This window comes from Microcoleus sp. T3_B1 (genome assembly GCF_036700445.1).
In the GTDB taxonomy this organism is placed as follows: Bacteria; Cyanobacteriota; Cyanobacteriia; order Cyanobacteriales; family Microcoleaceae; genus Microcoleus.
In genome coordinates this window covers 47,289-62,810 of sequence record NZ_JAUBOX010000003.1, presented here as the reverse complement: position 1 = coordinate 62,810, position 15,522 = coordinate 47,289, and the positions used below count along the sequence as shown (strand labels likewise).

Here is a 15,522-nt window from a genome sequence, read left to right as displayed (position 1 = left end):
AGTTCCAATCGACTTTAGCTATGAGACTGGGGTTTCCCCCCGGCGGATACTGCCACAAACTGATCACAATATTGTACCCGTATCGAAATCCCCGACTTCTTCAAGAAATCGTGAATCTAATCATCCTCATCCAATCCCAGTGGCACAAAATATTGACTGTAAACCACACTATTCGGCTCCCAAAGCGGTCGCCAATAAACATTTTGGATCACCGCTTTCTCCCCATCACCATCAGCAGGCCACTGAAAACTGACGATCGCAATATTACTATATCCCACAATCTCATCACCCTCTTGCAGCCAGCGATTGCGCCACAACAGCGATATAAAATTCCACAACCTATGCAGGAAGGGCAATTGTTTATTTTTATGCGATCTATCTGACGCAGTTCCCTTTTCTAGCAGCAAAAATACCCGAGCTCTTTGCCGTTTAATCCAGTCAATCCGATAGCCCCAATCAGGCATAGATTGTCGATTCCTGACAGCAGCGATAGCTTTCTTTCTGCCACCCCTCGAAATTTTCATTAATTCCAGCGGGTCATTCCATCCCAAACATTCGTGCGATCGCTCAGGCAACAGCGACTTAATCTTAGTATGAACTAAATGCGTTTTCCACTCCTCATTAATAAAAGCACTAGCAGTTAACTGTGCCAACACAGAATATTGACAATTTGACCGATAATTCTCCCTCGTCAAAGGCTCAATATTCGATCGAGAATCGCCAAAATGACAATCAGACCAATAACTCAGTCGCACAGCAGCAGCATAGTGAATATCCCCCGTCAACACAATCACCCGATCGCGCTGCTTAAAAAACTCCGACAACAGCTTTACAAAAGCTAACTCATGAAAATTCCAAGCATCCCCCGCATCACTATTAAAAACCTTCCCCTGTGCCACATCCCACTTTTGCACCGCATCAATAATCCACAAACCCACCAAATTTGTCGGCACAACCACCAGAGTCGCCTCAATTTCAAACTCCCCAGTTTTATTCAGCAAATCAGTCTCCCTCAAAGGCCGCTGAATTTGCTCCTCAAAACCTTTGTGAGTCAAAAGCATCGGTGGATCGATCGGGCTTTCCACCGGATACCCCCGCCAATTCCGCGTATCCAGCACAATCACCTCGTGCTTAAAACTTCTCACAGTAAAATGCCAATTCAAAACCTCACTTACACCCTCGCCATCCCGATCCAAAATAAAAACATCTTCATCTAATTTCAACTTAGGCAAATGAGTTTTCGGGTCGAGCCCGGGAATTCCCAAATACGAAGCCGCCTCCTCCCAAGCAGAAACATCAGTCCCCGCCGAAGCAGACCATTTTTCAGCAGCCTTGAATAATTTATCTCCCGGTTTTTCGCGATCGAACTGTGCGGGCGTATTTCCCCAAGCCTGAAACACAGCGTAAGCCAGCAAAGCATTCTGCACCACCCGCCGGCCCAGCGGCTTTCCCAGCACCCGGTAACACCACTCTCGATTCAAATAAAAATCGTCGCTAACATCATGGTCATCGCAAATCATATAAGTAGGAATATTCGCTAGCGCCCTCCTCACTCTCCACAAATTGCGAGCAAAACCGTCAAGTTCAACAACTTCTCTATCCCAGACTTTTGCCTGCTTAGAATTTGGACAAATATCCTTACCCTTCGGAAAACTCGTGCACCAGAGTACCGGCGACCAAACTAACAAATACATCGCGCAATATTCGCCCAAACTGAACAAGTGACTTTTAGACTTGTCCGATTGATTCACCAACATCGCCGTAAAGCCGCCAAAATCTCTGGCAATATCGCTGCGAGTCCCAGGCTGTAACTCAATTGGTTTTTTGGACTGATACTCAGCATCAGACGGTTTCTGAATTGGCGACTCTCTAAAAATTTCCCTCTCTGGGCTAACTGCATTTTCGTTTTCCGAATTTTTAGGTATACTGATACACAAATTCTTTTTTATTTGGGCATCATCCATCAGGGGTAGACTTTCTTCCCAGCCCAACAGTGTATCGCCAGCGTCAGTCAAGGCCCACAGCATGGCATCGGCAACGTCGTCGCCGTAAATTTGGTCGCCCGTTAAAAACAGTTGGTGGGGCCTGCTATTTGCCGTTCCTGCAAACTGTTCGATCGAATTATCCAAGATTGGCAGCGCATCTCTGCCGTCTCCGTGCGGCTTGCGACAAGAACCGTGAACGATACGCAAATAGTTTAAATCGTTCGGCGGCAGGGCAAAAGTGGGCAACTGGTGAGCGAAATAACTAATCGTCTCCGGCCCCAAAGCCGATAAATCAGGGGCGGCAGGCCACAGGCAAGAAATGAGATTTTCTTTCTCATTTTCTGGGACTGCACCCGCCGACGGCGACTCGCGACTCGCAGCAAACTCGATGTCATAAGCATAAATTTGCCCAGATGTCAAGACATTGCTGTTAATTGGTTTAGCAGTCACCGCGACTACGTGCAGGTATTTGCCGATCTGCACGGTAGAGTTCGCACCTTGCAGCAAGGGCCGATCGACAATTTCGCCGGTTCCGCCCTCTGTCGAATAAACCTTGAGTTCGACTTGGCGGGGTGCTTTCAGAGCCAGCCAAACTGTCACGGCCCGACTTTCAGTCCGGCGCAAAATCGGGCCCGCAAGGATCAGCGGCAAGTGATGAATTCGATGACTTAATGGCGTCCACGACATAGGATTTAAAAAATAAAAATTAAATAAGGGTGTTCTAGCAATCAGAATTTTAGGCGATCGAGCATCTGTCACCGGCTTAATTAATGCTAAGTCTGCCAACCCAAGTCTCCAAAATTGTAACAATTCATTAACTAAAATTAATAATCATGCTACAAGAAGAACAATTACAACATTTCCGAGATTCAGCCCCGCAGTTGTCGGTAATTAAATCATCAGAACCTGCTGGACGCCCCAACAGCCGGCCGCTCTACTCGTCACCTTTAGATCGGGCGATCGACCGCCACCCCCTCACCGTGGCTCCAGAAACCCCGATCGCCCAAGTGTTGGCTCTCATGAACCCGATGCGTGTCTCCTGTCACCTTTGTGGCGAAAAACCAAACGCTGTTGCTAGCGCAGCCAAGCGCAGTTGCGTCTTAATCGTCGAAGATAATCGGCCCATCGGCATTTTTACAGAACGGGATATCGTCAAGCTAACTACCGTCGCAGCTTGTACAGTCGGACTGACAATTGCGGATGTAATGACTCGATCGCCCATTACCCTCAAACAATCCGAGTCTCAAGATATTTTCACCGCTATGTTCACGTTGCGCCAGCACTCCATCCGGCATTTGCCCGTAGTGGACGAGGACTCGCGACTTCTGGGCATCATCACCCGCGAAGCCATTCACGAAGCCCTGCAACCGATTAACTTGCTAACCAATTTGCGCTGTGCAGCAGATGTCATGACGCAGCAAGTGATTTCTGCCCCAAAAACTGCCTCAGCCCTCGATTTAGCCCAGCTCATGGTTAAGCATCGAGTTAGTTCCGTCGTCATTGTCAAAGAGCAAACTCAGCATCCCGATCGGGCGATCGCACCAACACAAAATTACCAAATTCCGATCGGCATTGTCACCGAGCGCGACATCGTGCAGTTTCACGCCCTCGAATTAAACCTCTCGGAAATCCCAGCAGCAAGGGCCATGAGTGCGCCTTTATTTTGCATATCTCCCGCCGATTCCCTCTGGAGTGTGCACCAGTCCATGCAGCGCCACTGCGTCCGCCGTTTGGTAGTAGTTGGCAGCCAGGGAGAACTTTTGGGTGTTGTTTCTCAGACAAGTTTGCCGCAAGTTTTTAACCAATCTGAAATGTATGGGACGATCGAGCTGTTGCAACAAGCAGTGGACGATCGAGCCACCCAATTGCAGAAAGCCAACGAACTTTTGCAGCAAGAAATTTTAGAGCGGCAGCGGGCCCAAGAAGCCCTGCGCCAAGCTCACGACGACTTAAAAAAACAAGTTGAAGAACGCACCGCTCAACTTTTAGAATCCAATGAATTGTTGAGACGGGATATTCTCAAGCGCCAGCGAGTCGAAGAAGTGCTGCGGCGAAAGCAAACTTGCTTGAAAAATCAAGCGCAGCAATTAGAGCAAACTGTGCGAAAGTTGCAGCAAACTCAAACTCAATTAGTGCAAACAGAAAAAATGTCTTCTTTGGGACAAATGATTGCCGGTATCGCTCACGAAATTAACAATCCTGTTAATTTTATCTACGGCAACCTTTCCCACGCCAGCCACTACATCAAAGAATTGATCCAACTTTTGGAACTTTACCAGCAGCACTATCCCGAACCAGTCTCGGAAATTCGGGAAGCAGCAGCAGAGATGGAAATCGATTTTTTGGTAGAAGACTTATCTAAGCTAGTGTCTTCTATGCAAGTAGGAACCGAGCGCATCCGCCAAATAGTTGTGTCGATGCGTAATTTTTCGCGATCGGATCAATCTAACATCAAATTCGTTGACATTCACGAGGGACTCGAAACCACTTTGTTGATTTTGCAGCACCGGCTCAAAGCTCACGGCGGACATCCAACTATTCACATTATTAAAGAATATGGCAATTTGCCCCACATCGAGTGCTGTGCCGGTCAGATCAATCAGGTGTTCATGAATATTATCGGCAATGCTATTGACGCTTTGGATGAAGAAATCCAGCAAGGGGAATGGGCGACGAGAAATGCGAAAAATTCACCCCCGTCAAATCCTAGTTCTCCATTGACTGTTCCCACTATTACAATTCGTACTGAAGTTGTTGGTGGCGATTTTGTCGCGATCCGCATTTCCGACAACGGGCGGGGCATACCGGATGAGATTCGCCACCAATTATTTGACCCGTTTTTTACTACCAAACCAGTCGGCAAGGGCACTGGGTTGGGACTGTCGATTTCTTACCATTTAGTTGTCGAACAGCACGGGGGGCGGCTCGACTGCGTTTCGGAACCTGGAGGGGGCACTGAATTTGCGATCGAGATTCCGATCGTCAGTTGTCATTAGTCAGCAGTCATGCGATTTTCGATTTTCGATTTTAGATTTTAGATTGAAGAATTGGAAATCACTGAGGAAGCTCGTGGTTTGGAGCGCGGGCCTACAGTTGCATTCTTTTTTTTAACTCGTATCAGTAGTCATTGGGAAAAAATAATATTCTCCCAATCTCCAACTCTCCAACTCTCCCGCTCCCCCAATCTCCCCCTCACCCGCCAATTCCTAAAAATTCACAATTTTTTACACAACACTCAAAACCCCAGCAAAATCACCCGCCACAGCCGAAAGCTAACATCACTTTGCCCTCCCCTGACCCAAATGGGCCCAACTCACTATCTCCTTTGCCTCATCCACTAGCGCCTTTGTGCCCGTTCAAGTTAGCCGCACAAGCCATCAACTGCCTGCATCCTAGCCCCAAAGCCAAAAGCCCAGATTGTTTGACAAGTTAATTTTTGTTTTATTTTTGTACCTCTTTATATTAAAAAAGTATCCTAAAATTAATTAAGAATCTAAAAAAAATCTAAAAATAGATTTTTAAATCCAAAAACCAGTTAAGATTCCCAAAGATGCAAAATAAACAAATTTACTAGCATTTTCATTTAGACGCCCCCTTTCTTTTCATCGCAAGTTAGCTAATAATGCTTTCAACGAGGTGACTAAGGGCCGAGTCCAAAATTGGCCTAACCCAAAGACGGATACAAGCCCCAAACAAAAGTCGTCGAGATCGAAAATTTTAGTTAGGGAGAAGCCCCAGATTCATCTGTGGAGTCGATTCTTTAATCTCAAATCTGAAATCTCCAATCGACTGACAGTAAAGGCATTGCAATTGGGCTATTGCAATTGGGCTATTGCAATTGGGCGATCGAAAAAAAGCATGAAACCCCAGCCCTCATCGTTTTGATAGAAACCTATAGGAGAACCAAGAGTGAAACTAGCAGTTTACGGAAAAGGTGGAATTGGTAAATCGACAACAAGCTGCAACATCTCCGTTGCCCTAGCCAAGCGCGGCAAAAAAGTTTTGCAAATCGGTTGCGATCCAAAGCACGACAGCACATTTACCCTCACTGGCTTCTTGATCCCCACAATTATTGACACCCTTCAGCAAAAGGACTATCACTACGAAGACGTTTGGCCAGAAGATGTCATATACAAAGGCTACGGCGGCGTTGACTGCGTAGAAGCAGGCGGCCCTCCCGCAGGAGCTGGCTGCGGCGGCTATGTAGTCGGCGAAACCGTCAAACTGCTCAAAGAACTCAATGCCTTCGACGAATACGACATCATCCTGTTCGACGTGCTCGGTGACGTAGTGTGCGGCGGTTTTGCAGCCCCCTTGAACTACGCCGATTACTGCATGATTGTTACCGACAACGGGTTCGACGCTTTATTTGCGGCCAACCGCATCGCCGCCTCAGTCCGCGAAAAAGCCCGCACTCACCCGTTGCGACTCGCCGGTTTAATTGGCAACCGCACCTCAAAGCGCGACTTGATCGACAAGTACATTGACTCTGTACCCATGCCGGTGCTGGAAGTGCTGCCCCTGATTGAAGACATCCGAGTTTCTCGCGTCAAAGGCAAAACATTGTTTGAGATGGCCGAAAGCGATCCTTCCCTCAACTACGTCTGCGATTACTACCTCAACATCGCTGACCAGATTTTGGCAATGCCCGAAGGAGTAGTGCCCAACGACACGCCCGATCGCGAATTATTCGCCTTACTTTCAGATTTTTATCTAAATCCAGTGCAACCGGTGGTCAAGAAGGAGGAAGATGAGCTAGACCTGATGATGGTTTAATAGGTCTAGCGATCAGGATGAGGATAAAGAGGTTATGGCTTTTTTTGATACTTTTTCAGTTGCTCTCAAACAGAAGTGGTTGGACTACTACCAGGTAAATCGGGCTTGGCTGCTCCTGCACATGACGGCTGACAACACGGTCGCCACACCCGACGGCGGGAAAAGGCCTGTTTCTTACCTCATCCTGGGAATTGCGGCTGCCCTGGAGCCGGAACTCCAGCAATTAATGCTGCCCTTCTCAAAACTCAAGCCGGATGCAGACAGCCTGATCGAAGTGTTGGGGCTAAATTTTGACCCTGACATCGCGCTGGGTATGCCCTCAAATATCGTGCCGCAGACGATCGGCACATCTCCAACACCCGCAGCCGCTCAAACTGCAACTACTGCACCCGCAGCCGCTCAAACTGCAACTGCTGCACCCGCAGCCGCTCAAAAGGCAACTGCTGCACCCGCAGTCCCTCAAACTGCAACTGCTGCACCCGCAGCCGCTCAAACTGCAACTGCTGCACCCGCTGATGCCAAATCTAATAAATTGGGCGGTGCGGCCTTAGCAGCAGCCGGAGTAGTCGCCGGAGTCGCCGGAGCGGCCGGTCTGGCTGCTGCTGCGTCAGCACTGAGTTCCGACGACGAATCCTTCGATGAGTTTGAGGAAGAAGCAGTCTCTGATTTCGACCTGGGCGATGACGAGGAAGATGCCGTATCTGACTTCGACCTGGGCGATGACGAGGAAGAAGCGGTCTCCGACTTCGATATGGACGACGATGAGGAAGAAGCGGTCTCCGACTTCGACATGGACGATGACGAGGAAGAAGCGGTCTCCGACTTCGACATGGACGATGACGAGGAAGAAGCCTCGGCTTTGGACGGTCTCGGTCTCGAAGACGATGAGGAAGACGCCGTATCTGACTTCGATATGGGCGACGATGAGGAAGACGCCGTATCTGACTTTGATATGGGCGACGATGAGGAAGACGCCGTATCGGATTTTGATATGGACGATGACGAGGAAGATGAAGCCTTGGCTTTGGGCGGTCTCGGCCTCGGCGATGATGACGAGGAAGATGAAGCCTTGGCTTTGGGCGGTCTCGGCCTCGGCGATGATGACGAGGAAGATGAAGCCTCGGCTTTGGGCGGTCTCGACCTCGGCGATGACGAGGAAGATGAAGCCTCACAATTTGGGACTTTGACCTCTGGAGATCTTGAATCGGGGATTTCCGATCCGTTTGGGGAAGAAGATGCAGAGTTTGTCGCCGAAGAAATACCCGATCCTTTTGGGACAGCGACCTCAGATGACCTAGACATGGATCTGGGCGACTTGGACGATGACGGTATTGACGATTTCTCTGTATCTGATGACGATGACCTCGACGATCTCGGACTCGACGATCTGGGGGAAGCAACTACCGGAGATCCAGATGAAGATGATTTAGATGCTCTAGATCTCGGCGATTTGGATTCCGACGATGAAGATGAAGAAATTTCCGGCTTTTTATCTGATTTTAAGTGAGGTTGTTGCGATCGCCCGCATCTCTTCTAGTCTGGAAGTTTTCCGCTCTATTTGTGAGTTGTGAGTTGCGAGTTGTTAATTTTTAATTAGCTCAAACTCACAACTGCCAAAAGGCTTTTTCCCGCGAGCGAGTTGAAGAACACTAAATCCCTGCTGTGAGGGATTATATGCCCTCGCGCAGAATTTTTTAGCTCAAATTTTGGATGCTGCGGCTGCTGCGGAAATAGTGAATGGGCTGCATCTATTTTTCACAGGAATTAGCCCCAAAATAGGTATTTCTATTTATTGTTCGCTGTGCGTCGCGATCGCGCTTTCGCAGGTGTTTGATCGCCACTGCGGCTGTTCGCGTTTGAGAGGAAAAACAGCCTATTCCTCTCCTGGGCGATCGCACCGAGACGATCGCAAAATCCAGGTGTTTCCTCGCTCCGCCGCAAGTCCTGTTCGAGACGAAAAACAATTTAAATGGAGAAGATTTGAGATATGACTGCTATTACTACTAATGAACCGGAAGCTTTAAACTTTGAATGCGAAACAGGCAATTATCACACTTTTTGTCCGATTAGTTGCGTAGCTTGGCTTTATCAAAAAATTGAAGATAGTTTTTTCTTGGTCATCGGTACCAAGACTTGCGGCTATTTCTTGCAAAACGCAATGGGCGTGATGATTTTTGCTGAGCCTCGCTATGCGATGGCTGAGTTGGAAGAAGGCGATATTTCCGCTCAGTTAAACGATTATGATGAGTTGAAGCGGCTGTGCTTGCAAATTAAGCGCGATCGTAACCCCAGTGTAATTGTCTGGATCGGCACTTGCACCACCGAAATCATCAAAATGGATTTGGAAGGGTTAGCACCGAAACTCGAAGCAGAAATTGGCATTCCCATCGTCACAGCCCGCGCTAACGGCTTGGATTACGCTTTTACTCAAGGGGAAGATACCGTTTTGGCAGCAATGGCTGCTAAATGCCCTGAGAAAGCGCCCGTGATGGAATCTCAGAAACAAGAACGCAATGCTATCTCTCAACTGCTGAATTTCGGCAAGAAAAAAGAGGAAGTTGCAGCAGATGAATCGGAATATGTCAAGCACACGCCGCTGGTACTTTTTGGTTCTTTGCCCGACCCGGTTGTTACTCAGCTAACCTTAGAATTGAAGAAGCAAGGAATCAAAGTTTCCGGTTGGCTTCCTTCCAAGCGCTACACTGAATTGCCAGTCTTGGAAGAAGGTTATTATGTATCAGGCATGAATCCGTTCTTGTCGCGTACTGCGAGCACTTTGATGCGCCGCCGTAAGTGTAAATTAATTGGTGCTCCGTTCCCCATCGGCCCTGACGGAACTCGCGCTTGGATTGAAAAGATTTGCTCAGTGTTGGGAATTGAACCAAAAGGTTTGGACGAACGGGAAGCGCAAATCTGGGCAGGTTTGGAAGATTACCTGCAAATAATTCGCGGCAAATCTGTCTTCTTTATGGGCGACAATTTGCTAGAGATTTCTTTAGCACGTTTCTTGATTCGCTGCGGCATGACTTGCCCGGAAATCGGCATTCCTTACATGGACAAGCGCTATCAGGCGGCCGAGTTGGCTTTGTTAGAAAAGACTTGTCACGAGATGGGAGTTCCTACTCCTCGGATTGTGGAGAAACCAGACAATTACAATCAGTTGCAGCGGATTTACGAGCAGAATATTGACTTGGTGATTACTGGTATGGCTCACGCTAATCCTTTGGAAGCGCGGGGAATTAATACTAAGTGGTCAGTTGAGTTTACTTTTGCTCAGATTCACGGCTTTGGTAATGCGCGGGATATTTTGGAGTTGGTGACTCGTCCGTTGCGCCGGAATAATTCGCTGAAGGATTTGGGTTGGGGTAATTTGGTGAAGAATGAAGCGAAGGTTTAATTTTTGAATTACACCTGATTCATAGCGAGGGTGGGCAATGCCCGCCCTTATTTATTAGAATAGTACAAGCATCTGTAAAACTTCCTGGGCAAGTTAGGAAAACTGGTAGAACAATTTTTAGCAAATCCACCAGAAGTGCGCTTTGACGATGTGTGCTATATTCTAACAGCTTTTGGATTTGAAGAAAAGCGATCGAAAGGAAGTCACCATACTTTCCGAAATGCTGATGGATTAAAAATTACAGTTTCTAAAAAAGGTGGGAAGAAGGTAAAAGGAGTATACGTCAAGCAAATTGTTGTGCTATTAAAACTGGAGGAATGGAGCAATGAATCAGAAGATGAAAGTCAAGCTTAAATCTCTAGACTATTACTTGAGTCTTAAATATCCTATCAGTTTTTATCCAGAATCCGAAGGTTATACAGCTATAATCAAAGACCTTCCTGGCTGTATGTCTCAGGGTGAAACTTTATCGGAAGCGATGGAGAATATTCAGGAAGCTAGGGAATTATGGATAGAAACAGCTTATGAGTGTGAAGATGAGATTCCTTTACCTACAACGGAAATTGAGTATAGCGGAAATTTATCGTTGCAAATTCCTAAATCTCTACATTTGAGTTTAGCAGAAAAAGCGGAAAGGGAAGGAGTTAGTCTTGACCAGTACATTCTGGTTGTGTTAAGTAAAGCAGGTTAAAAGATAATCAGATAAGGACGATCGAGTTTGAGGGAGGGTTAAAGGGCGATTCCCTTCGGGATAGCTTCGCTTCACGCTCTTTTATTTTTTTATGAACCGCTGATGCAGGCAGATTAACGCAGATTAACGCGGATGAAGAGTGCGATCGCTTTTTTAATTAATCGTCGCGGGTTACAAAATGTTGTGTATGCTCTCAACAACTTGCTCAATAAAATCAACCGCTTCATTAACTAATAGTTCATCAATAGGCCAGCGATTGCCTATTGATAATGTAGGATCTATATCGGCTTCATGTGCAATTTTATTTCGGCGATCGACAATCAGACTTAGCTGTTGTTTTATACTTCTAGCAGGGCTACCCATGTTAGTAGAGACTTCTTCCCACAACTTTTTATCGCTAATCAGCCGGATAGCATCAGCTATAGCTTCTGGTTGTTGAAAACTTTTGTAGCTGTGGCGTTGCCGAATTTCATCTTCTAGCCAGGAATCAATATTTTGTCCTGCGTTTATACCAGCGCGAGCGTTACCCAGTGAAATTTGAAACCGCGAAAATGCTGGAGGTTCAGGACGTTGGCCTCGGTGAATTTCTAACATTCCTATCCTAACAACTTCGTGAATATAATAGTCCAAAGCGCTAACCGCTAGAACAAGTGCAGCTCTGAGCATATCTGAAAGATCGAGAACACTACTAGCTTGAGCTTTTAGAGAATTATGCACAGCAATTAAATCGCGAACGCGGGTAATACTGATGCGAAATAGATCAATTGCTGACTGCATGGCACGTTAACCCAATAACTCTGTCTGCTAGTTTGGAAAAAGCTTCTCTGAAGGGTTTTTGTGCTTTTAGAGCATCTGTTAAAACTATACCACTCTGTTCTATTTGCTCAGAGGTGAGGGCAAAAACTGGTGTTTGATGCTCTTGAGACTTAGCAATAAGGCTGTTAAAGTCAGAAATTTTTGCAAGGCAGAAATCACTGCCAATTCCTTGAGAATTGTACATCTGATTATTTAGTAGCATATTATTTATTTGCAAAGATGGTACTAATCTAGTAGAAACAGCTTCTTCAATGGCATTGATCCACTTCTGAAAAGCAGCAGCGGGTTCTTGACGTATTATTCGATAATTTTGAACTACAGTCCCAAGAAAGCGCGGTGTAACTTTTGGAAATGGATAGGCAGCATCTTGCAAAATCCTCATTTCAGAAGCTTTTTGAGCCCAAGCATACCATTTTGGCAAAATTGTTGCCAAAGAATCAATCGCCATTACTGAAAAAAAGTCAGGACTGGTAGGAAGTATAAAAAAATCACTGGTCATCAGTAGATTCTGATTGATTGAGCTTAAACTTGGACTCATATCAATCAAAATATAATCTGCCTCAAATTTATCTGCTGTTTTTTGCAAAAGATATGAAATTGAACCAGGTAAGTTTTGAAGTGCTTGAATTGAACCACTTAGCTCTTGTGCAATTCCTAATGTTACCTCATATTCAGCAAATCCCACATGACCAGGCAACAAAAACAGACCCTCGCAGGCCTCCACTGGTAAACAATCTACAGCCTCAATTAGCTTAGGTCTTGATTCAAATGCAGGTGCTAAGCCTGATTTAATATTCTGTTCTTTTTTATAGACTTCCTCTAGCTCTTCCTTAGTTGAAGACCCCAAAACCATACCTGTGAGGTTGCATTGCGGATCTGCATCCACTAAGATTACTTTTTTTCCCTTGGTGGCTAACATCCATCCTAGATTAAATGTAGTGGTTGTTTTGCTAACGCCGCCCTTGTGATTAAATAGAGCTATTTTCTGAACCATCTTTTTTTATACTTTTGGGGAAGTCAGTACCTGAGCTATAACTCAGGCTATGACTATTATACAGTCAGGGATGAAAGGGCGCACTTTTCTCCAACCTTTCCAGAATCTCAGGCCACACGCCCGTAACACGATCGCAAGTACGATCGCCTATAATCGAAACTAGCCAAACTCTCATCAGTTGAGAAACCGCCATGAGTCAAGACAAGGAAGAAATTAGCTATTCAGAGAAAACAGAACGTCTCAGAGTTATCGGTCAGTTTATCAAAACTGTGACACCGATGATTTGGACGATCGTAATTTTAGTAGTCATCATTCCCCTATTAGGTAACTTTCTAATTTCCCAGTCACTAACAAATACCGGAACCACAGCAGTTGTAGTCTCCCCGCCACACGATTTCAGCAAAGTCAACCAAGACATTAAAAACGCCATCCAAAAATCCCATATAACAGCCGAAACTTTCGCATCCAAAGAATTGGACAAATGGGAAACCGAAGTAATCGCGCGGGTTGACAACAGTTTCCTCGATTGGTACTTTGATTACTTCACTCAAAAAAAGATGGAGTTTACCGTACCTTTTAACTTCGTGAAATCTGCCGTACTCAACAGATTTGATATGACAGCAGCATCTCAAGCTGTTTCCGAAAAATTAACTGAAGACTTTCAAAGAGAATTTGCTAACCGCGTTCTGGCACCCAAAAATGCTCAACTGCGATTTCAATTAATCACTCAAGATACTGCTAATTTGTATATATCAGAAGTTAGCAAGAATGTGAAAGTAGTTCAAAACAGTTATAATATACCGCAAGTACAGTGGGACAAATATCTGAACGATATTGCTACTACAATTAGCGATAAAGGAAATGTCTCGAATTTATCATTAAAAGTATTAGTTGGCGGTAGCGGTTACTTAGTGGCTAAACCCTTAATTTTGGGAGTAGCAGCTAAAGTTGGTAGTAAAGTTACGGCAAAAGTTGCCAGCAAAGCGGCCGCCAAGGTAGCCACAAAAACAGGCGGTACAGTCGCTAGTCAGTTGGGAGTAAGTTTAATAGACCCGATTGTCGGCATCGGGATTATCATCTGGGATTTGTGGGATTATAATCACACAGTCAAAGTAGAAAGACCGATTTTGCGGGAACACATTGTAGAATACTTGAAAGATGTCAAAAAGTCCCTGCTCACAAATCCTGAAAGCGGAATCATGGCAGCAATTTATCAGTTGGAAAGCGGTATTTTGAAGTCGCTCCAATCTTAATATTTTCGTAGAGAGGACGGAAGTCCTCTCCCTTAGTTTGAATCAATAAAAACTAAACTTATTACTACAAACCTCAAAATTTATGTCCTCAAGAACAGTTTAAACCTCGTACACACTACGACAATTAACGCCAGAATAATCGTATATCCCAACCCCCTCAAAAACCCCATAAACGGATTGGTTGAAGTCATCTCAATAATCACCGGTTCCAATTTACTTAAAACCAGAATAGGCCAGATAATATTCGCAAATCCTGCATAGCCAATCATCGGATTCACCCCGTTATCAATAAACAACTGCAAAAACCATTTTCTGTGAAACACATCGATAATTATAATCAACCCAATCAACAGCAAAGTAGCCATTCCAGCGGTTAAAAACAAGTAACTCATCGTCGCTGAATCTTTCTTGATGCCGCCTTCATAAGGCTCAAACAGCAAACCCAAAACCACCCAATAAAACCCCCATTTGTAAAGGCGGTTTAATAAATTTTCTGTGACATTCCCTGGCTTTCTCAACAAAACCAAAGCGCAGAAACACAGCACCACCGTCACTAATGCAGTCTGCCATACCCATCTAGCTTGCAGTCCAATTAACAATACTAAATTGACAGTAAACATCAAAACCATAATGCTGAAATAGCGCCAACTCTTCCAGCTAGCATAACTCGCCTCTTCCGGCGAAGAATACTCTATCCACCGACCCAGCAAATCCCCCACAATCGTACCGGGAATCACCACAAACAAATACTTTAAATAATCAAATTGAAACAGCCAAGGTGCAGGAGAGTACCGCCAAACTAAATTAATCCAACCGTCAGTCTGAGAAGACAGTCGCGCCGCCAACAGCAAACCCAAAAATCCCACTCGCAACCACATATTTGAACGAGTAAAAAACCAAATTAGCGAGCCGAAAACGGCCATATTTGCTAGTACCATCAAGATAATATCGCTACGGCTAACTAAAAATCCTACACCGTTGGGATATTTGATCTGAGATACGAAGCCAATCCCGGCACTCCAAGCAGCAAGGGTTAAGGATCTCCGCCGCCACACAGACCACCTGGACGGCCAGCGAACATACATTAAAAATAATATTAAAAATCCAAACAATGCCATCCACCACTTCTGCGGGATGGAGGCGTCTGGGTTAATTATAGTCGGGCGAATGTGCTGGAGAAATATCGCAAATGACGCTAACAAAAAGCCTCTTTGCAAAATAGATAAAATCACTTTTTTTGTATCCCATCCCTTGGCGATGCGGCGCGACAAAGCTAGCGGTATCGCAGCCCCCATTGCAAACAAAAAGAAGGGGAAAACTAAATCAACCCAGGTTAATCCCGGCAGTTTGTTATTAAAAATGTGATCCGGCGGTGGCAGTTGGGCGTGATACATCCACGCCGGCAATGTTTTCCGGGCTATTGTACCGGATAAAACCATCGCTAAAACTGCTAGTCCGCGCAGGGCATCCAGGGCGTCTGCGCGTTGGGAAACGGCAGCAACTGCTAAACTATTTTCTTGTTTCACCATGTCTTTTACCTCTGATGTTGGGGATTCTAATTTATATCAAGTAGGGTTGGTTGACCGCAAGATATCGGCCGGGGCGGGTTT

The 15,522-nt window shown here is 45.7% G+C and carries 12 protein-coding genes; 8 read left to right on the top strand and 4 right to left on the bottom strand.

The window, feature by feature from the left end; genetic code table 11:
* Positions 1-116 precede the first annotated feature (116 nt).
* On the bottom strand, positions 117-2,771 hold the full coding sequence (locus QT990_RS02740; protein WP_333141118.1) for a PhoD-like phosphatase: 2,655 nt from the start codon (positions 2,769-2,771) through the stop codon (positions 117-119).
* 47 nt (positions 2,772-2,818) lie between these two features.
* On the opposite strand from QT990_RS02740, the gene QT990_RS02735 reads away from it, so the two are divergent.
* The 7 genes from QT990_RS02735 (at position 2,819) to QT990_RS02705 (ending at position 10,849) form a co-directional block, all read left to right on the top strand.
* Positions 2,819-4,981 carry a CBS domain-containing protein gene (locus QT990_RS02735; RefSeq protein ID WP_333141120.1) on the top strand — a complete coding sequence of 721 codons (2,163 nt, stop codon included), beginning with the start codon at positions 2,819-2,821 and terminating at the stop codon, positions 4,979-4,981.
* Positions 4,982-5,894: 913 nt separating this feature from the next.
* Positions 5,895-6,761 carry a ferredoxin:protochlorophyllide reductase (ATP-dependent) iron-sulfur ATP-binding protein gene (bchL, locus tag QT990_RS02730; protein ID WP_006634709.1) on the top strand — a complete coding sequence of 289 codons (867 nt, stop codon included), beginning with the start codon at positions 5,895-5,897 and terminating at the stop codon, positions 6,759-6,761.
* A 34-nt stretch (positions 6,762-6,795) separates the two neighbouring features.
* A complete protein-coding gene (locus tag QT990_RS02725) occupies positions 6,796-8,268 on the top strand; it encodes a DUF5331 domain-containing protein (protein ID WP_333141122.1) in 1,473 nt (490 codons plus the stop codon).
* Positions 8,269-8,467: 199 nt separating this feature from the next.
* A complete protein-coding gene (locus QT990_RS02720; RefSeq protein WP_333141124.1) occupies positions 8,468-8,752 on the top strand; it encodes a hypothetical protein in 285 nt (94 codons plus the stop codon).
* Positions 8,749-10,158: a ferredoxin:protochlorophyllide reductase (ATP-dependent) subunit N gene (locus QT990_RS02715; protein ID WP_199292772.1), complete on the top strand. Its 1,410-nt coding sequence runs from the start codon at positions 8,749-8,751 to the stop codon at positions 10,156-10,158. Before QT990_RS02720 ends, QT990_RS02715 begins: the two co-directional genes overlap by 4 nt.
* 135 nt (positions 10,159-10,293) lie before the next feature.
* On the top strand, positions 10,294-10,512 hold the full coding sequence (locus QT990_RS02710; RefSeq protein ID WP_333300844.1) for a type II toxin-antitoxin system HicA family toxin: 219 nt from the start codon (positions 10,294-10,296) through the stop codon (positions 10,510-10,512).
* A complete protein-coding gene (locus QT990_RS02705) occupies positions 10,496-10,849 on the top strand; it encodes a type II toxin-antitoxin system HicB family antitoxin (protein ID WP_333309422.1) in 354 nt (117 codons plus the stop codon). The genes QT990_RS02710 and QT990_RS02705 overlap by 17 nt, the downstream gene beginning before the upstream one ends.
* 171 nt (positions 10,850-11,020) lie before the next feature.
* Here the strand turns inward: QT990_RS02705 and QT990_RS02700 are convergent, their stop codons facing one another.
* The gene (locus QT990_RS02700; RefSeq protein ID WP_333141130.1) at positions 11,021-11,626 is read right to left on the bottom strand and encodes a HEPN domain-containing protein; all 606 of its coding nucleotides are present in this window, start codon (positions 11,624-11,626) and stop codon (positions 11,021-11,023) included.
* A complete protein-coding gene (locus QT990_RS02695) occupies positions 11,610-12,659 on the bottom strand; it encodes an AAA family ATPase (protein WP_333141132.1) in 1,050 nt (349 codons plus the stop codon). Before QT990_RS02695 ends, QT990_RS02700 begins: the two co-directional genes overlap by 17 nt.
* A 191-nt stretch (positions 12,660-12,850) precedes the next feature.
* Between QT990_RS02695 and QT990_RS02690 the strand changes: the two genes are divergently transcribed.
* The gene (locus QT990_RS02690) at positions 12,851-13,912 is read left to right on the top strand and encodes a hypothetical protein (protein ID WP_333141134.1); all 1,062 of its coding nucleotides are present in this window, start codon (positions 12,851-12,853) and stop codon (positions 13,910-13,912) included.
* A gap of 80 nt (positions 13,913-13,992) precedes the next feature.
* On the opposite strand, the gene QT990_RS02685 is transcribed toward QT990_RS02690, so the two are convergent.
* The gene (locus QT990_RS02685; RefSeq protein ID WP_333141136.1) at positions 13,993-15,441 is read right to left on the bottom strand and encodes a DUF5009 domain-containing protein; all 1,449 of its coding nucleotides are present in this window, start codon (positions 15,439-15,441) and stop codon (positions 13,993-13,995) included.
* Positions 15,442-15,522 lie beyond the last annotated feature (81 nt).